At 73.7% G+C, this 16,369-nt stretch carries 16 protein-coding genes and 1 pseudogene; 7 read left to right on the forward strand and 10 right to left on the reverse strand.

Annotated features, from left to right (window positions below; genetic code table 11):
* Positions 1–50: 50 nt before the first annotated feature.
* Both ACZ4VT_RS21125 and ACZ4VT_RS21130 read left to right on the forward strand, forming a co-directional pair.
* Positions 51–785 carry a MerR family transcriptional regulator gene (locus ACZ4VT_RS21125; RefSeq protein ID WP_467951646.1) on the forward strand — a complete coding sequence of 245 codons (735 nt, stop codon included), beginning with the start codon at positions 51–53 and terminating at the stop codon, positions 783–785.
* A complete protein-coding gene (locus ACZ4VT_RS21130; RefSeq protein WP_467951648.1) occupies positions 782–1,618 on the forward strand; it encodes a hypothetical protein in 837 nt (278 codons plus the stop codon). The genes ACZ4VT_RS21125 and ACZ4VT_RS21130 overlap by 4 nt, the downstream gene beginning before the upstream one ends.
* Here the strand turns inward: ACZ4VT_RS21130 and ACZ4VT_RS21135 are convergent.
* Positions 1,615–3,057, reverse strand: a complete 1,443-nt coding sequence (locus tag ACZ4VT_RS21135; protein WP_467951649.1) for an RNB domain-containing ribonuclease — start codon at positions 3,055–3,057, stop codon at positions 1,615–1,617. The genes ACZ4VT_RS21130 and ACZ4VT_RS21135 overlap by 4 nt on opposite strands.
* A gap of 102 nt (positions 3,058–3,159) precedes the next feature.
* Between ACZ4VT_RS21135 and yaaA the strand changes: the two genes are divergently transcribed.
* Positions 3,160–3,963 (forward strand): peroxide stress protein YaaA, encoded by an 804-nt coding sequence (gene yaaA / locus ACZ4VT_RS21140; protein WP_467951650.1) that lies wholly within the window; start codon positions 3,160–3,162, stop codon positions 3,961–3,963.
* Positions 3,964–4,058: 95 nt separating this feature from the next.
* Here the strand turns inward: yaaA and ACZ4VT_RS21145 are convergent, their stop codons facing one another.
* Together ACZ4VT_RS21145 and ACZ4VT_RS21150 are read right to left on the reverse strand one after the other, a co-directional pair.
* Positions 4,059–4,808: a bifunctional DNA primase/polymerase gene (locus ACZ4VT_RS21145; RefSeq protein ID WP_467951651.1), complete on the reverse strand. Its 750-nt coding sequence runs from the start codon at positions 4,806–4,808 to the stop codon at positions 4,059–4,061.
* 169 nt (positions 4,809–4,977) lie between these two features.
* Complete coding sequence (locus ACZ4VT_RS21150) at positions 4,978–5,589, reverse strand: TetR/AcrR family transcriptional regulator (RefSeq protein ID WP_467951653.1); 612 nt, start codon at positions 5,587–5,589, stop codon at positions 4,978–4,980.
* Between the two features lie 103 nt (positions 5,590–5,692).
* Between ACZ4VT_RS21150 and ddaH the strand changes: the two are divergent.
* A pseudogene (gene ddaH, locus ACZ4VT_RS21155) lies at positions 5,693–6,541 on the forward strand (dimethylargininase); the annotation flags it as partial.
* Between the two features lies 1 nt (position 6,542).
* Here the strand turns inward: ddaH and ACZ4VT_RS21160 are convergent.
* Positions 6,543–7,553 (reverse strand): small ribosomal subunit Rsm22 family protein, encoded by a 1,011-nt coding sequence (locus ACZ4VT_RS21160; RefSeq protein WP_467951655.1) that lies wholly within the window; start codon positions 7,551–7,553, stop codon positions 6,543–6,545.
* A gap of 83 nt (positions 7,554–7,636) precedes the next feature.
* A complete protein-coding gene (locus tag ACZ4VT_RS21165) occupies positions 7,637–8,953 on the reverse strand; it encodes a Bcr/CflA family multidrug efflux MFS transporter (protein ID WP_467951657.1) in 1,317 nt (438 codons plus the stop codon).
* Between the two features lie 108 nt (positions 8,954–9,061).
* Here ACZ4VT_RS21165 and ACZ4VT_RS21170 point away from each other — a divergent pair, with 108 nt between their 5' ends.
* Positions 9,062–9,823 (forward strand): SDR family oxidoreductase, encoded by a 762-nt coding sequence (locus tag ACZ4VT_RS21170; RefSeq protein ID WP_467951659.1) that lies wholly within the window; start codon positions 9,062–9,064, stop codon positions 9,821–9,823.
* Positions 9,824–9,837: 14 nt separating this feature from the next.
* Here the strand turns inward: ACZ4VT_RS21170 and ACZ4VT_RS21175 are convergent, their stop codons facing one another.
* Positions 9,838–10,179, reverse strand: a complete 342-nt coding sequence (locus ACZ4VT_RS21175) for a hypothetical protein (protein ID WP_467951660.1) — start codon at positions 10,177–10,179, stop codon at positions 9,838–9,840.
* A gap of 119 nt (positions 10,180–10,298) precedes the next feature.
* Between ACZ4VT_RS21175 and ACZ4VT_RS21180 the strand changes: the two genes are divergently transcribed.
* Together ACZ4VT_RS21180 and ACZ4VT_RS21185 are read left to right on the forward strand one after the other, a co-directional pair.
* On the forward strand, positions 10,299–11,165 hold the full coding sequence (locus ACZ4VT_RS21180; protein WP_467951662.1) for a PhzF family phenazine biosynthesis protein: 867 nt from the start codon (positions 10,299–10,301) through the stop codon (positions 11,163–11,165).
* A 124-nt stretch (positions 11,166–11,289) separates the two neighbouring features.
* Positions 11,290–11,859 (forward strand): GNAT family N-acetyltransferase, encoded by a 570-nt coding sequence (locus tag ACZ4VT_RS21185; RefSeq protein ID WP_467951664.1) that lies wholly within the window; start codon positions 11,290–11,292, stop codon positions 11,857–11,859.
* A gap of 4 nt (positions 11,860–11,863) precedes the next feature.
* On the opposite strand, the gene efeU is transcribed toward ACZ4VT_RS21185, so the two are convergent.
* From efeU to ACZ4VT_RS21205, 4 genes are all read right to left on the reverse strand, one after another.
* Complete coding sequence (gene efeU, locus ACZ4VT_RS21190) at positions 11,864–12,727, reverse strand: iron uptake transporter permease EfeU (RefSeq protein WP_467951666.1); 864 nt, start codon at positions 12,725–12,727, stop codon at positions 11,864–11,866.
* A gap of 25 nt (positions 12,728–12,752) precedes the next feature.
* Entirely contained in the window at positions 12,753–14,045 is a 1,293-nt protein-coding gene (gene efeB, locus ACZ4VT_RS21195; RefSeq protein ID WP_467951668.1) for an iron uptake transporter deferrochelatase/peroxidase subunit, read from the reverse strand.
* A gap of 29 nt (positions 14,046–14,074) precedes the next feature.
* Positions 14,075–15,229, reverse strand: a complete 1,155-nt coding sequence (efeO, locus tag ACZ4VT_RS21200; protein ID WP_467951670.1) for an iron uptake system protein EfeO — start codon at positions 15,227–15,229, stop codon at positions 14,075–14,077.
* A 210-nt stretch (positions 15,230–15,439) separates the two neighbouring features.
* Positions 15,440–16,324, reverse strand: a complete 885-nt coding sequence (locus ACZ4VT_RS21205) for a heme ABC transporter ATP-binding protein (protein WP_467951770.1) — start codon at positions 16,322–16,324, stop codon at positions 15,440–15,442.
* Between the last annotated feature and the right edge of the window lie 45 nt (positions 16,325–16,369).

Genomic DNA, 16,369 nt, shown 5'->3' on the forward strand with positions numbered 1-16,369 from the left:
GCGATGGCCACGCTTGACCTTGACGCAACGGCAGGGTTTCTACTGGGCTCATGCGGATCGGAGAGATCGCCGCGGTCGTCGGGGTCACCACCCGGGCGATCCGGCACTACCACCATGTCGGGCTGCTCCCGGAGCCGGAGCGGCGCCCCAACGGATACCGGGCCTACAGCGTCCGTGACGCCGTCCTGCTCGCCCGCGTACGCCGCCTCACCGAGCTCGGGCTGAGTCTCGACGAGGTGCGCGACGTGCTCGCGGACGACGCCGGGCGCGAACTGGCCGACGTACTCGAAGAGCTCGACGCCGACCTGGCCCGGCAGGAGGCCGAGATCGCGGAGCGCCGGCGGCGGCTCGCGGTGCTGCTCGCCGCCGGGCCGGGGGAGGGCGAGCCCCTGTCGCCCGCGCTCGCCGAACTGCTGGCGAAGGCGCCCGCGACCGACTCCCCGACCGCGGCCAAGGACCGCGAGCACCTGATCCTCCTCGACGCGGCGGGCACGGGCGGCCAGGAGGTCTACGCCGCCCTCGGGCCGCTCGCCGCGGACCCCGCCGTGCTCGCCCTGTACGAGAGCCTCGACGAGCTCGCCGACGCGCCCGTCGACGACCCGCGGATCGGCCCCCTCGCGGAGCGGCTCGTGGCGGCCGTCCCCGACGAGGTGTTCGCCGCGATCCCCGCCGACGGGACGGTCGTGGCCGGGTTCAAGGAGGCGCTGCTCGCCGAGTACGCGCCCGCGCAGGCGGAGGTCGTCCGCCGCGTCATGGAGGCGTTCATCGAGAGGGGGCGGGGATGACCCGCATACGGGCGGCGCGGATCGCCGTCAGCGCCGTGGTGCCGGCGGAGCTGGCGCTCGTGGTGTGTCTGGCGGCCGGGATGCGCGTGGCGGGCTGGGCGCTCGCCGCTACCGAGGTGGTCCTCGTCGCCGTGCTGACGCTGGAGGCCTGGGTGCTGCACGGCCTCTACGCCGCCGGGCGGGCCCGCGGCGCGGGGCGCGGGGAGGCCTTGCGGGAGGCCGTGCGCGCCGTGGTCCCGGTCCAGGTCCGGCGGCTGCTGCGGCACGAGCTGCGCGCCCTCGCCGCCCTCGGGAGGTGGACCGTGCGCAGGCGGCACGGGGTGCGCCCGGGCGACCTCGCCGTCGCGTACACGGGACCGCAGACGGCCATGATGTACGGGATGCTCTTCGTCTCGGTGGTCGAGACGGTTGCCCTGGCCTTCCTCATCCCCTGGCCGGCCGTCCACCGGGTGGTCCTCGTGCTCGACGTGTACGGGATCCTGATCGTGCTCGCCCTGCACGCCGCCTGCGTCACCCGGCCGCACGTGGTCCGCCCGGACGGGTCCCTGCTGATCCGCTACGGAGCCCTCTTCGACCTCGCCGTACCGCCGGACGCGGTGGCCTCGGTACGGGTGGAACGCCGCTACCCCGAGGGCCGGCTGGTCACGCTGTCGCAGGACGGGGTGCTCGACCTGATCGTCGGCAGCCAGACCACGGTGACCCTGGAGCTGAACCGGCCGCTGCGCTTCACCCGCCCGCTCGGTGCCACGGCCGAGGCGCGGACCGTCCGCTTCCACGCCGACGACCCGCGCGCGCTGGTCACCGCCCTGCGCCGGCAGCCGGCCACGTCTTAGACGGGCGCGAAGAGGATTTTCGCCGTGCCGAGGCCGGCCTCCGTCAGCCGGACCCGGATGCGGTCGCCCAGCGGCAGTGCCAGCGTGGCGGACTCGCAGCGTCCGACGACCGCCGGGTCCTCCAGGTGGACCGTGCCGACCAGCGGCTCGTGGTCGTTGACGTCGATGACCGTGGCCTCGAAGGTCTCGCCGACGCGGTCCTTGAGCACGGCCGCCTCGACGAGGTCCACGGACTCCCGCTCGATCGTGTTCGCCAGCCGGGTGCCCTCCGCCATCTCCCGGGGGAGCGTGTCCAGGGCCGCCACGGCCCACTGCGGGGGCTCGGCCCCGGCGGCCGCCGCCACGCACAGCTCGCCGGCGTACCGGTCGGCGAGCCGGCGCAGCGGCGCGGTGCAGTGGGCGTACGGGGCCGCCACCGCGGAGTGGATCGCCGGGTCGGGGGTCTCGCCGCCGGTGAAGACGGTGTAGCCCGCGCCGCGCAGCAGGGCCGTGCACTCCTGGAGGAAGGCGGCGTGGGCGGGGCGGTGCGGATCGAGGGAGCGCACGAGTTCGGCGTACGGGACGTGGTGCGGCCAGTCGATCCGCAGGGCCTTCGCCGCCCGGCGGAGTCTGCCGACGGCGCCGTCGGGGGCGCTGGGCAGCGTACGCAGGATGCCCGTGCCGGTGGCCAGCATCAGATCGGCCGCGGCCATGCCGGTCATCAGGGAGATCTGCGCGTTCCAGCCGTCCGCGGGGAGCGGGGCGCGGTAGGCCAGGGAGTACGTGCCGTCGTGCTCGAGGACCTCCTGCTCGGGCACGTTGAGCGAGATGCCGCCGCGCTCCTGTTCCAGGGCCTCGCGGAGCCGGCCGACGTCCTCCAGCAGGGCGAGCGGCTCCTCGGCCGTGCCGGTGTCGATGGCCTTCTGGACGCCGTCGTAGTCGAGTTTGGCGCGGCTGCGGACGAGGGCGCGCCGCACGTCGGCGGTCTCCACCCGGCCGTCGGGATCCAGGTCGAAGCGCCACAGCAGTGCGGGGCGGGTGCGGTCGGGCAGCAGGCTGGCCGCGTCCTGCGAGAGCACGGCCGGGTGCAGCGGGACCCGCTCGTCGGGGAAGTAGAGGGTGGTGACGCGGCGGTGGGCCTCCGCGTCGAGCGGGCCGCCGGGGGTGACGAAGGCGGCGACGTCGGCGATGGCGTAGTGGACGCGGTAGCCGCCGGCGGGGCGCTTCGCCAGGCGCATGGCCTGGTCGAGGTCGACGGAGGACGGCGGGTCGATGGTGAAGAGGGGGATGTCGGTGCTGTCCACATCCGGGAGGCGGGGGTGCGCGGCCGCGAGGTCGGCCTCGGCGAGGACCGCCGCCGGGAAGTGCGCGGGCACTCCCAGCTCCGTCCGCAGTTCACGCAGCGCGGCCCGCAGAGCAGCCCCGTCTGCGCCGGTCATGTGCATCTGACGGCGTGGCATGGACCGAGCCTATGGGCGGGCGGCCGGGACGGCACGGCGAGCCGTCTACCCTGGCCGGGGGGCCGCATCCCCTGCGCCGTGTCGTATTGAAGGAGAACCACCGTGCTCGTGCTGCTGCCGCCGTCCGAAGGAAAGGCCGCCGGCGGCTCCGGCGCACCGCTGAAGCCGGAGTCGCTGTCGCTGTCGGGTCTGTCCCCGGCCCGTGCGGCGGTGCTGGAGGAACTGGTCGAGCTGTGCGCGGGCGACGAGCTCAAGGCGCGCGAGGTGCTGGGGCTGAGCGAGGGCCTGCGGGGCGAGGTCGCGAAGAACGTGGAGCTGCGCTCGGCGGTGGCCCGGCCGGCGGGGGAGATCTACACGGGCGTGCTGTACGACGCGCTGGGCCTGGCCGACCTGCCCGCGGCGGCGCGGGGCCGGGCGCAGGACGCGCTGCTCGTGTTCTCGGGGCTGTGGGGTGCGGTGCGGATCACCGACCGGATCCCCTCGTACCGCTGCTCTATGGGCGTGAAGCTGCCGGGGCTGGGCGCGCTCGGCGCGTACTGGCGGGGGCCGATGGCCTCCGTCATGCCGGAGGCCGCGGGCGAGGGGCTGGTCCTGGACCTGCGGTCCTCGGCGTACGCGGCCGCGTGGAAGCCGAAGGGTGAGGTGGCGGGGCGGACGGCGACCGTGCGGGTGCTGCACTCGCAGGTGGTGGACGGGGTGGAGAAGCGGTCGGTGGTGAGCCACTTCAACAAGGCGACGAAGGGCCGCCTGGTGCGTGACCTGCTGCTCGCGGGGGCCGCCCCCGGGACGCCCGCCGAGCTGGTCACGGCCCTGCGGGACCTGGGCTACGTGGTCGAGGCCGAGGCCCCCGCGAAGCCGGGCAAGGCCTGGTCCCTCGACGTGGTGGTCACGCAGATCCACCACTGACGCGCCGCCGCGCCCCGAACGCCGCCGTCAGCCTCGCCGGCGTTTGAGGCGCGGGGTCTGGGGCGGAGCTCCAGGAGGCTCGGGCGGAGCCCGGGCTAGTGGCCCAGGGGCCAGGCGACGGCGGCCGGGGTCAGGTTCGCGGTACCCGCGTAAGAGGCGCAGGCGTCCGTCAGCGTTTCCAGGAGGGTCAGCGGGTCCGGGAGCGGGTGCTCCATGCCGCGCAGCCACGTCACCGCGAGGTCACCGGGGAGGGCCGCCGGCGGGACCAGGACGTAGCTGCCGCGGCAGTGCCAGCGCAGGCCCGGGTGCTCGTCCATCGTCTCGGGGTGGCAGTCCAGTTCGCACGGCCACCACTCGTCCTCGTCCTCGGGGGTGCCGCGGGTGGCGGTGAAGAAGAGCATGCGGGCCTGCTCGCCGGTGCCGCCGGACTCGGCGACGGGGCCGACCTCGATCCCGGCCTCCAGCAGGCGGGCCAGTGCGGCGGCGCCGGCTTCCAGCGGGACGTCGAGCACGTCGTGGACCATGCCGGTCGCGGTGATGAAGTTGGCCTGGGGCTGGTCGCGCGCCCAGCGTTCGACCTGCGCGCGGTCGGTGGTCGACTGGGTCTGCCAGGCGAAGGAGATGGGGTGCCGTGCGGGCGTCGGACAGCCGATCCGGTCGCACGAACACCGGTAGCCGGCGGGATGGGCGGCGGGGGCGAGCGGCAGACCGGCGGCGGCGACGGCCAGGAGGAGCGCCTCGCGCTCGCGTGCGGGGTCCTCGGCGGTGAGTTTCCGGCGCCGGCGCAGCCACTGGGAAATCCTGCTCTGCTCGCCGCGTTTGACGCGGCCGGACTCAGACCCCATCTATCCCCTCACCTCACCGTATCCCCGGCGGACCTTCACATCGTCCCACCATCCTGCGCCCCGGGTGACCGCTCTTGACGACCGGGGGCCGGGCATGAGTGACCGGCAAACCCCCACACATCGGCTGGATCGGGGTAATTCCTCTCGGGTGGTCGCCGGCCGCGGGCGGCTAGCGGGCGGTGACGTTGGCCACCCCGCCCAGCACCCGGTCCACCAGCGCGTCCGTGTAAGCGTGCGTCAGGGGCGCGGTGCGCAGCAGCCAGCGGTACGTCAGCGGCCCGAGCAGCATCTCCACCGTCAGCCGCAGATCGGTGTCCGGCGCGAGCTGGCCGGCCTCGCGGGCCGTGCGCAGCCGGGCCTCGTAGAGGGCGAGCTGCGGCTCCAGCAGCTGCTCGGTGAAGCGGGCGCCGAGTTCGGGGTCGGTGGCCCCGGCCGCCGTCAGGGCGCGCGCGGGGGCCTCGTACTTCTCGTCGTTGAACTCGTCGACCGTGGCCCGCAGTACGTACTTCAGGTCGGCGGCGAGGTCCCCGGTGTCGGGGAAGCCGGTCCACTGGCCCTCCGTCTCCGCGTCGCCGGCGAGGGCGAGCGAGGCGTCGAGGAGGACGGCGGCCTTCGAGGGCCACCAGCGGTAGATGGTCTGCTTGCCGACGCCCGCGCGGGCGGCGATGGCCTCGATGGTCAGCTTGTTGTAGCCGACCTCCCCGACCAGGGCGAGCGCGGCGTCGAGGATCGCGCGCCGGGAGCGGTCGCTGCGGCGGGTGGCGTCAGGGGTCTTGGTCATGACTCGAACCTATCAATGCGAGACGTCTCGTCTTCCTATGGTTGCGTAAACCACCCGGTCAGTTCACTGTGTCGTCCAGCGGGAGGAGAGACGATTCTCTTCCGTACTCGTCCCGAGTCGTGAAAGTCGTGAGGAGCCTTCTTTGCGCAGAGACGCCACACCCCGGCGCTACCTGATGTGCCCACCCGCACACTTCAAGGTCACGTACTCCATCAATCCGTGGATGGATCCCACGAAACCGGTGGACCTGCCCCTCGCACAAGCCCAGTGGGAAGACCTGAGGGACCGCTACCGCGCCCTCGGCCACACCGTCGAGACCCTCGTACCCGACCCCGGGCTGCCCGACATGGTGTTCGCGGCGAACGGGGCCCTGGTCGTCGACGGCCGGGTACTCGGCGCCCGGTTCGCCTACCCGGAACGGGCCGCCGAGGCCGAGATCCACCTCGACTGGTTCCGCGGCCACGGCTACCCGGACGTCCACGAGCCGTCCCACGTCAACGAGGGCGAGGGCGACTTCGCGGTCACGGCCACCTACATCCTGGCCGGCCGGGGCTTCCGCTCCAGCCCGCTCTCGCACGACGAGGCCCAGGAGTTCTTCGGCCGGCCCGTCATCGGCCTCGACCTGGTGGACCCGCGCTACTACCACCTGGACACGGCGCTCAGCGTCCTCGACGGCGACGAGATCATGTACTACCCCGACGCCTTCTCGCCCGGCAGTCAGGGCGTGCTCAGGCGCCTCTTCCCGGACGCCCTGATCGCGGACGGCCGGGACGCGACCGCCCTCGGCCTGAACGCGGTGTCCGACGGCCGGCACGTCCTGCTCCCGCAGGCCGCCACGGGCCTGCTGGCGCCGCTGCGGGACCGCGGGTTCGAGCCGATCCCGATGGACCTGGGCGAACTGCTCAAGGGCGGCGGCAGCGTGAAGTGCTGCACGCAGGAGCTGCGGCCCTAGGTCACTCCCCCTCCTCGGAGGGCGGAGGCCAGGCCTGGCCCCAGTCGGCGTCCCGCGCCGCCTTGTAGAGGTCGCCGTGGCGCTTGGTCACGTTGACCCGGGTCAGGCCCTCTCCTTCGGGGCCGCACAGCTCCAGCAGGACGAGCCCCTTCCGGATCTGCGGCTTGCGCGTGATCCGGGAGGCGGCCGGCTCCACCGGGAAGCGGGTCGCGGCGACGTAGCTGAACTTCTCGTCCTCGTACGGGAGCGAGCCGCCCTTGACCTTCCGGTGCAGGGAGGACCGGCTGACCCGCGCCGAGAAGTGGCACCAGTCCTGGCCGACCTCGATCGGACAGGTCCCGTCGTGCGGGCACGGGGCGGCGACCCGCAGCCCGGCCGCGATCAGCTGGTCGCGGGCCTCGCGGATGCGGAGGTAGCCCTCCGGCGTGCCCGGCTCGATCAGCACCACCGCCCGCCCGGCCCGCGCCGCCTCGGCGACCACCGCGGTACGGGCCTGCGGGGTCAGCTCGCCCAGCACGTACGAGACCGTCACCAGGTCGGCGTCGGGGAGGGACAGGCCGGAGCCGATCACGGCCCGCCGCCAGTCCGCGGCCCGGAGCACCGGCGAGGCCGAGGCCCGCGCCAGCTCCTGGCCGAGCTTCAGCGCCGGCTCCGCCCAGTCCAGCACCGTGGTCTGCCGCGGGCCGTCCCAGGTGGCGTCCACCGCCCAGGTCGCGGCGCCCGTACCGCCGCCCACGTCCACGTGCGAGCCCGGTGCCCAGCCCGGCGCCGCATCGGCCAGGCCGTCCAGGGCCGCCCGTACCGCCTCGAAGGTGGCGGGCATCCGGTACGCCGCGTACGCCGCCACGTCGGAGCGGTCGCGCAGGACGGGTGCGTCGGTCGGGGTCTGCCCCCGGTAGCTGGCGATGAGCCGCTCGACGGCGGCCGCGGCCTGCTTGGGCGGGAGGCCGTCGAGCAGCTCGCCGAGCGTGCGGCGGAGGGTGTCGGCGGTGGTGGGGGCGGAGGCGTTCACCTGCGAAGTTTATGTCGCAGGGTGCAGTGGCTCCGCCGGCCGGGCTGCGCCCGGCCCCGGGGCTTCGCCCCGGACCCCGCGCCTCAAACGCCGGCGGGGCCGGATGGTGCGGCGGGGCTGGATTTCCAGGGGCGGCAGAGGCCCAGGAAGGCGGTCAGGGACAGGAGGGCGCACACCAGTTGGACCACGGCCATCGGGACGGCCGTGTCCTCGCCCGCGATGCCCACCAGCGGCGAGGCGATCGCGCCGATCAGGAACGAGGAGGTGCCGAGCAGCGCCGAGGCCGAGCCCGCCGCGTGCGGGGTGCGCATCAGGGCCTGGGCGTTGGTGTTCGGCAGGACCACGCCCATCGCCGACATCAGGACGAACAGCGCGGCGGCGATCGGGGTCAGCCCGACCTCCCCGAACACCCCCGTCGACATCAGCAGCAGGGCCACCGCGGCGGCCGTGATGGTCGCGAGGCCGATCGCCAGGACCTTGTCCAGGCTGACCCGGCCGACCAGCAGCTTGCCGTTGACCTGGCCGACGAGGATCAGGCCGACGGAGTTCAGGCCGAAGAGCAGGGCGAAGGCCTGGGGCGAGGCCCCGTAGATCTCCTGCACCACGAACGGGGAGGCGGAGATGTACGAGAAGAGCACGGCGAAGGCGAAGCCGCCGGTCAGCGTGTAGCCGGCGAAGACGCGGTCGCCGAGCAGCCCGCGCATGGTCCGCAGGGCGGATCCGACGCCGCCGGTGTGCCGCCGCTCCGGCGGCAGGGTCTCGCCGAGGCTGCGCCAGACCATCAGGGTGAGGACGGTGCCGACGCCGGTGAGGACGACGAAGACGCCCCGCCAGTCGGCGAAGCGCAGCACCTGGCCGCCGATGAGCGGGGCGATGATCGGGGCGGCCCCGGATATGAGCATCAGGGTGGAGAAGAAGCGGGCCATCTCGTCCCCGTCGTACAGGTCGCGTACGACGGCCCGTGCGATGACGATCGCGGCGGCGCCGGCCAGGCCCTGGAGCAGCCGGAAGGAGATCAGCAGCTCGGCGGTCGGCGCGAGGGCGCAGATCGCGGTGGCCAGGACGTAGACGACCATGCCGGCGAGCAGGGGCCGGCGCCGGCCCCACCTGTCGCTCATCGGGCCGATCACGAGCTGGCCCAGGGCCATGCCGGCGAGGCAGGCCGTGAGGGTGAGCTGGATGGTCGCGGCGGGGCTGTTCAGGGCATCGGTGACCTGCGGCAGGGCCGGCAGGTACATGTCCATGGACAGCGGGGGGAGGGCGGTGAGCCCCCCGAGGATGAAGGTGACGAGCAGACCCGTGCGGCGTGCGGCCGTCAGGGGCTTCGTGGTGACGGGGGCGGAGGGCGATTCGGGCGACGAGTCGTGCGAGGGTGCCGTCGCGGGGCCTCTCTCCGACATGCGGAACTCCAGTCTTCTCATCTGCTTTACGCACCCCTGACCGACCCATGCTCTCAGCAATCGGAACGTCCCGGGACCGGGCGGCCGTGTGACGTACCCTGCGGGCCCATGGACGAAAGTACGAAGAAGATCGCCGTGGTGACCGGCGCCGGCTCCGGAATCGGCCGCTCCGTGGCGCTGACCCTGGCCGCGGCGGGCTGGTCCGTGGCCGTCGCGGGCCGCCGGACCGAGCCGCTCGAACAGACCGCCGCCGCGGCCGGCACCGACGCCGACGTGCTGTGCGTACGGGCGGACGTGAGCGACCCGGACGACGTGACTGCGCTGTTCGAGTCAGTGCGGGCCCGCTACGGGCGCCTCGACCTGCTGTTCAACAACGCCGGCACCTTCGGTCCGGGCGGGGTTCCGCTGGAGGACGTCACCTACGAGGCCTGGCGCTCGGTCGTGGACGTCAACCTGACCGGCGCCTTCCTGTGCGCGCAGGCCGCCTTCCGGCAGATGAGGCGGCAGGACCCGCAGGGCGGCCGCATCATCAACAACGGCTCCATCTCGGCGCACGTGCCGCGCCCGCACTCCATCGCCTACACGGCGACCAAGCACGCGATGACCGGCCTGACGAAGTCCCTGTCGCTGGACGGGCGTCCGCACCGGATCGCCTGCGGCCAGATCGACATCGGCAACGCGGCGACCGAGATGACCGAACGGATGCAGACCGGCATCCTCCAGGCCAACGGGCAGCTGGCCGTCGAACCGGTGATGGACGCCGCCGACGTGGCCCGTACGGTCCTGCACATGGCGGAGCTCCCGCTGGAGGCCAACGTGCAGTTCGCGACGGTGATGGCGACGGCGATGCCGTACATCGGGCGGGGCTAGGCCGTCTCTTTCGGTCAGCTCCGGTCCGCGGGGCCCGATCCCGGGCCGGGGCCCGGCTCCGGCGTGGCGATCCCGTGCTGTGCACGGGCCGTGAGCCGGCCCTGGAGGAAGGGGTCGGCGTCCGGGGCGTACGGGCCCCGGTGCGCGGCCAGGTGTTCCTCGATGCGCTCCCACTCGGCGACCACGGCCGGGTCGGCGGCCTTCGCGCGCGCCGCCTCCAGTACGGCCTCCACCTGATGGTGCCCCATCCCGACGGCCCCGGCGCGGACCCGGTCGACGGCGGCGCGCTCTCCCGGGGCCGGATCGTGCGGCTCGTGGGCGGCCTCCACGGCGGCCTCGTCGGGGTGCTCGGTCATCGTCGTATCCGTTCTCGCGGTGTGTGCCGGCCGTCCCGCTCGTACCCGGGCGGGAGCCGTCCACTGCGCCCGGCACGAAAGGCCTGGACCCGCACGGCACTCCGGACGATCATGGCCGCATGACCGTTACCGAGGTACTGCGCTACACGGCCTTCTCCCACGACCCCGAAGGCGGCAACCCCGCCGGGGTCGTGCTCGACGCCACCGGCCTGGACGACGGCGCGATGCTCGCGATCGCCGCCCGCCTGGGGTACAGCGAGACCGCCTTCCTGACCGCGCCGCCCGAGGGGCTCGGCGGCCCGGCGGGCCGGTCCTTCACCGTGCGGTACTTCAGCCCGAAGGCGGAGGTCCCCTTCTGCGGGCACGCCACCGTGGCCACGGCGGTCGCACTGGCCGAGCGGATCGGTCCGGGGGAACTGCTCCTCGCGACGCGGGCGGGCACCGTGCCGGTGTCCGTCACCGCCGGGGAAGGCGGGCGGCTGCGGGCCACGCTGACCAGCGTCGAGCCGCACACCGAGGAGATCGGCGCGGACGACCTCGGCGAGGCGCTGGCCGCGCTGAACTGGCCGGAGGGGGACCTGGACCCGGCGTTCCCGCCCCGGATCGCCTACGCCGGAGCCCGCCACCTGGTGCTCGGCGCCGCCACCCGGGCCCGGCTCGCGGACCTCGCGTACGACTTCGCCCGGCTGGAGGCCCTGATGCGGCGCCTGGACCTCACCACGGTCCAGCTGGTGCACCGGGCGGGGCCCGCGGAGTTCCACGTACGGAACCCCTTCCCGGTCGGCGGCGTCGTCGAGGACCCGGCCACGGGAGCCGCCGCGGCCGCCTTCGGCGCGTACGCGCGGGAGCTCGCCCTGGTCCCGGCGGACGCCGTGCTCACCCTCCACCAGGGCGAGGACATGGGCCGCCCGGGGGTCCTCACGGTGGAACTCCGCGCCGGTGACCCCCGGGTCAGGGTGGGCGGCGAAGGCGTCCGCCTGCCGTGACCGCGCACATCGGCCCCGCCTCCTGGGGCTCCGCCCAGACCCGCACGGAGAACGGCCCGTGCGGCCCGGCTTCCCGGGGCTCCGCCCCAGACCCCGCGCCTCAAACGCCGACGGGGCCGGATTCATGAGGGTGGTCGGTTTCGGCGAGGCGGAGCTGCCCGCAGGGCTGCGGCGGAAGGTCGCCGAGCTGGAGGACGCGGCCTGGCCCGGGGCCGAGCCCGGGCACGATCCGGCCCTGGCTCCGCGGGCCCTGCTCCTGCTGGACGCGGACGGCAGCGTGGCCGCCTCGCTGGCGCTGCTGCACAAGGAGATCCGGCTCGCTGGGCGGACCTACCGGGCGGCCGGGCTGAGCGCGGTCGTGACCCGGCCCGCGCTGCGCGGCCGGGGGTGCGGGGCGCGGCTGGTGGCGGCGGCCCGCGCCGAGCTCGCGGCGGACCCGGCCGTGGACCTGGCGCTGTTCAGCTGCGACCGTCCGCTGGCCCGGTTCTACGAGGCGGCCGGCTTCGCGCAGCTGCCCGGCACGGTGCTGATCGGCGGCGCCCCCGACGATCCGGAGCCGCTCGCCACCGACGCCCCCGGCTTCGACAAGGTGGTGCTGGCGGACTTCTTCACGGACGACCCGGACCGGGACCGCGCGGCCTTCACCGGCGTCCGCGTCCCGCTCCACCCCGGGCACACCGACCGGCTGTGGTGAACGGTCAGCCCGTGGGCGCGGCGTCCGCGGGCGCCGCGTCCGCGGGCTGCGGCTTCGGGCTCGCCGGGCGGCTGCGGTCGACGAAGAACACCAACAGCACGGGGACCAGGTACAGCGCCCAGACCGTGAGCTGAAGGACGGTGGGGTCCGGCTGGAAGTTGAAGACGCCCTTGAGCAGCGTCCCGTACCAGCTGTCCGGCGGGATCGTCGCGCTGATGTCGAAGGCCTTGTCGCCCAGGCCGCCCAGGAAACGGGCCTCCTGGAGATCGTGGACCCCGTACGCGAGCACGCCCGCGGCCACGACCACCAGCATGGCGCCCGTCCACTTGAAGAACTCCGCCAGATTGATCTTCAGCGCGCCCCGGTAGAACAGCCAGCCCAGCACGATCGCCGTGGCGATGCCCAGCAGCACGCCGATCAGCGGGGCCGAGGAGCCCTCGCCGCTGGCCCGTACCGACGCCCACACGAACAGCGCGGTCTCCAGGCCCTCGCGGCCGACGGCCAGAAACGCGGTGGCGACCAGCGCGCCGGTGCCCATGGCGAGGGCCGCGTCGAGCTTGCCGTGCAGCTCGGCCTTCAGATGCCGCGCGGTGCGCTTCATCCAGAAGACCATCCACGTCACCAGGCCCACCGAGATGATGGACAGGCTGCCGCCGAGGAGCTCCTGCGCCTCGAAGGTCAGCTCCTGGGTGCCGAATTCGAGCATCGCGCCGAAGGTGAGCGAGAGCGCGCAGGCGATCCCGATGCCGATCCACACGGGACGCAGGGCGTCCCGGCGCTCGGTCTTCACCAGGTACGCGACGAGGATGCAGACGACCAGGCTGGCCTCCAGCCCCTCGCGCAGGCCGATCAGATAGTTGCCGAACACGGCGGTTGTTCCTCTCCGGCGGGGACTACGCGAACAGCGTCCGGCCCCACCAGTCGTCCTTGTCACGGACGCCCGGCGGGACGGCGAAGACGGCCGAACCCACGTGCTGGATGTATTCGTTGAGGACGTCGGACTTCGCCAGGCTCCGCTGGATCGGGACGAAGCCCTTGCGCACGTCCCGCTGGTAGGCGAGGAAGAACAGGCCCGCGTCGAGGCGGCCCAGACCGTCCGTGCCGTCGGTGAAGGAGTAGCCGCGGCGCAGGATCGTCGCCCCGTTGTTGGTGTCCGGGTGCGCGAGGCGCACGTGCGCCTCCGGCTTCATCGCCTTCAGGAAGGGCTCGTCGCGCTCTTTGGACTTGCCGACGGCGGCACCCTCGCCCTTGTCGCGGCCGAAGATGTCCTCCTGCTCCTGCAGGGGGGTGCGGTCCCAGGTCTCGATGTTCATCCGGATCCGCCGGGCCACCAGGTAGGAGCCGCCGGTCAGCCAGTCGCTGCCGTCGCCCGCGCCGACCCACACGTGCTTGTCCAGGGCCTCCTTGTCGGTGCCCGAGATGTTCCGGGTGCCGTCCTTGAAGCCCATCATGTTGCGCGGGGTCTGCTCTTCGGGCGTCGTCGACGAGGTTTTGCCGAAGCCCAGCTGGGACCAGCGCACCGCGGTCTTGCCGAAGCCGATGCGGGCGAGCTGGCGGATGGCGTGCACGGCGACCTGCGGGTCGTCGGCGCACGCCTGGACGCACAGGTCGCCGCCGGAGCGGGCCGGGTCCAGGTTGTCGCCGGGGAACAGCTCCAGGTCGATCAGCGCCTCGGGGCGCTTGCCCTCCAGGCCGAACCGGTCCTTCGCGAACAGGCCCGGACCGAAACCGACGGTCAGGGTGAGGCGGGAGGCCTTCAGGCCCAGCGCCTCGCCCGTGTCGTCCGGCGGGGCCTCCGGGAGACCGCCGAAGCCGCCCTCGCCGACCGGCTGGCCGGCCGTCATGCGGCGAGCCGCCTCGGTCCACTCCTTGAGGAGCCGGATCAGCTCCTCGCGGCTCTTCGTCTTCACGTCGAAGGCCGCGAAGTGCAGGCGGTCCTGCACGGCGGTCGCGATACCGGCCTGGTGCTCGCCGTGGAAGGCCACGGCGCCCCCGGCCGCCGCGGCCGAGACCATGTCCGACCCGTCGCCGAAGGCCGCCACGGCACCGCCGGCCGCGGCGGCGCCGAGCGCGAGCCCGGCTCCGCCCCAGCCCAGGACGGCGCGCCGCGAGGGCGCGGCCGGGGACTCGCCGACCGCCTGTTGCGGCTGCGACCCCGGCTGCGGCTGCGAGTGTGACTCGGTCATGGTGCTCTCCCGCCTGCCTCGTCCTGCCGTTACTTCGTGACCGCGGCGGCGAGCTTGGAGAGCGGCTCACCGAGGGCGCTGACCGCGTCCGAGAGCTCCTTCTTCTCCGCGTCGCCGAGCTTGTCGTACGAGGTGAACTCGTAGGACGCCTTGTCCGTGCGGTACTTGTCCAGCAGCACCGTCATCGCCGCGAACTGGGTGTCCAGCTGCTTGGAGAGCTCCGGGTCGTTCTTCGTGGCGATCGGCTTCAGCAGCTCGTACGCCTTCTCCGCGCCCTCGATGTTGGCCTTGAAGTCGACCAGGTCGGTGCGGGAGTAACGCTCCTCCTCACCCGTGACCTTGCCGGTGGCGACCTCGTCGAGGAGCTCCTTGGCGCCGTTGGCCATCGAGCTGGTGGTGATCTCCGCCGTGCCGACCCTCTTCTGCCAGTCGGCCAGGTCCGCCATCAGCGTGTCGGCGAGCTTCTTCTCGTCGTCGCCGATCTTGTTGTCGGCCCACAGGGACTTCTCGAGACGGTGCCAGCCGGTCCAGTCCTTCGCCGGGTCCTGGCCGGCCTCCAGGCCGTCCTCGCGGACGTCGACCTTCGGGTCGATGTCGCCGAAGGACTCGGCGACCGGCTCGGTGCGCTCCCAGCCGATGCGGGAGGCGGCGTACAGCTTCTTGGCACCCTCGATGTCGCCGGCCTTGACCGCGTCGGCGAAGGCCTGGGCCTTGGGGAGGGTCTCCTCGGCCTGCGCGACCACGTAGGCGCGGTAGGCGGCGACCGCGGCGTCCGCCTCGGGGCTGCGCTTCTGCTCGGCGGCGCCCTTGCCGGTGGCCTTGACCTTCTTGGCGATGCCGTCGCCCTTCATGCCGGGCTTGCAGACGATCTCGTAGTCGCCCGCCTTGATCTCGGCGGTGATGGAGGCCTTGGTGCCGGGGCCGATGTTCTCGCGCTCGGTCACGATGCGGGCGTCCGGGAAGAGGACGTAGACCTCGGTGACCTTCGAGCCCTTGTTCTCGACGTCGATCTGCACCTTGCCCGACGGGAACTCCGTCTTCGACACGTCGCAGGCGCTGTCGGAGGCCGCGACCTTGATCACGTCGTCGCCACCCGCGTCGCTCTTCTGAGAGCAGCCGGTGACGGCGGTCAGAGCGGCCGCGACGGACGCGGCGGCGATGACGGTGAGGCGGGCGGGGCGCATACGGAGCTCCTGGGCGTCGGACGAAGGGGCCGCCCCAAGGGGGAGAGGCCGGTGAGGCGGACCTAACTTAACCGAGGCTTACCTGAGCCGTACCCACAGGTCCAGTGATTCAGCTCTCACCTTGTCGTGGGGCGTGGCGGCGGGACACGGACCTGTCACGGACCCTCCACGGCAGCACCATGGCCGGGTCAAGCCGCGGTCAAGCCGGGCTCAGGCGGGCTGTTCGTTCCGTACCGCGGAAGGCCCGGTCGGGACGGCGGAAGGCTCCGCCGCGCGGACGGGGACCACCAGCCGGGCACCGGTGCGCGGGTGGGGGAGCACCTCCACCGGCTGCCGGTAGACCCGGCTGAGCAAGGCGTCCTCGAACACCTCGGCGGGCGGTCCGGCCGCGGCGACGCGGCCGTCGTGCAGGACGGCGGCCCGGTCCGCGTAGGCGGCGGCCAGGCCCAGGTCGTGCAGGACGACGACCACCGCGTCCCCGGCCGTGGCCCGCTCCCGGCAGATCCGCAGCACGAGCTCCTGGTGGCGCAGGTCGAGGGCGGCGGTGGGCTCGTCGAGCAGCAGCAGCGGGGCCCGCTGGGCCAGTACGCGGGCCAGCGCGACCCGGGCCCGCTCGCCGCCGGAGAGCGCGGAGAAGGGGCGGGCGGCGAAGTCCGTCACCTCGGTGGCGGCCATGGCGGTGGCCACCGCCTCCTCGTCGGCGTCGGCGAGGTGGGTGCCGGCCCAAGGGGCGCGGCCCATCCGGACGACGTCCTCCACCGGAAAGGGGAAGGACAGTGCGGCCGACTGGGGGAGCACGGAGCGGCGCAGCGCGAGGTCCGGGGCGCTCCAGTCGCCCACCGGGCGGCCGTCGATCCGGACCTCGCCGGAGGCGGCGGGCAGGTCGGCGGCGAGTGCGGCCAACAGGGTGGATTTGCCGGCGCCGTTGGGGCCGACCAGCGCCAGTACCTCGCCGGAGCGGGCGGCCAGGTCGATGCCCGAGAGGACCTCGCGCCCGCCGAGGCGCACGTGCAGGTCCACGATCTCGGCGAGGGGCGTGCCGGGGGTGGGGCGGGCCGGGAGGGTGCGCTTGTTCCGGGCGAGCAGCGCGGCCAGTCTGCCGGTCGGTCTGCCGGCCAGTCTGCCCGTCGGATTGCTCGT

Source organism: Streptomyces sp. NPDC029164 (assembly GCF_055563995.1).

What these genes read in the sequence shown, in the direction of transcription:
- ACZ4VT_RS21125 (WP_467951646.1), top strand. Translation starts at nt 51, where the DNA reads ATGCGGATCGGAGAGATCGCCGCGGTCGTCGGGGTCACCACCCGGGCG.
- ACZ4VT_RS21130 (WP_467951648.1), top strand. Translation starts at nt 782, where the DNA reads ATGACCCGCATACGGGCGGCGCGGATCGCCGTCAGCGCCGTGGTGCCG.
- ACZ4VT_RS21135 (WP_467951649.1), bottom strand. Translation starts at nt 3,057, where the DNA reads ATGCCACGCCGTCAGATGCACATGACCGGCGCAGACGGGGCTGCTCTG.
- ACZ4VT_RS21145 (WP_467951651.1), bottom strand. Translation starts at nt 4,808, where the DNA reads ATGGGGTCTGAGTCCGGCCGCGTCAAACGCGGCGAGCAGAGCAGGATT.
- ACZ4VT_RS21150 (WP_467951653.1), bottom strand. Translation starts at nt 5,589, where the DNA reads ATGACCAAGACCCCTGACGCCACCCGCCGCAGCGACCGCTCCCGGCGC.
- ACZ4VT_RS21165 (WP_467951657.1), bottom strand. Translation starts at nt 8,953, where the DNA reads ATGTCGGAGAGAGGCCCCGCGACGGCACCCTCGCACGACTCGTCGCCC.
- ACZ4VT_RS21170 (WP_467951659.1), top strand. Translation starts at nt 9,062, where the DNA reads ATGGACGAAAGTACGAAGAAGATCGCCGTGGTGACCGGCGCCGGCTCC.
- ACZ4VT_RS21175 (WP_467951660.1), bottom strand. Translation starts at nt 10,179, where the DNA reads ATGACCGAGCACCCCGACGAGGCCGCCGTGGAGGCCGCCCACGAGCCG.
- ACZ4VT_RS21180 (WP_467951662.1), top strand. Translation starts at nt 10,299, where the DNA reads ATGACCGTTACCGAGGTACTGCGCTACACGGCCTTCTCCCACGACCCC.
- ACZ4VT_RS21185 (WP_467951664.1), top strand. Translation starts at nt 11,290, where the DNA reads ATGAGGGTGGTCGGTTTCGGCGAGGCGGAGCTGCCCGCAGGGCTGCGG.
- efeB (WP_467951668.1), bottom strand. Translation starts at nt 14,045, where the DNA reads ATGACCGAGTCACACTCGCAGCCGCAGCCGGGGTCGCAGCCGCAACAG.
- efeO (WP_467951670.1), bottom strand. Translation starts at nt 15,229, where the DNA reads ATGCGCCCCGCCCGCCTCACCGTCATCGCCGCCGCGTCCGTCGCGGCC.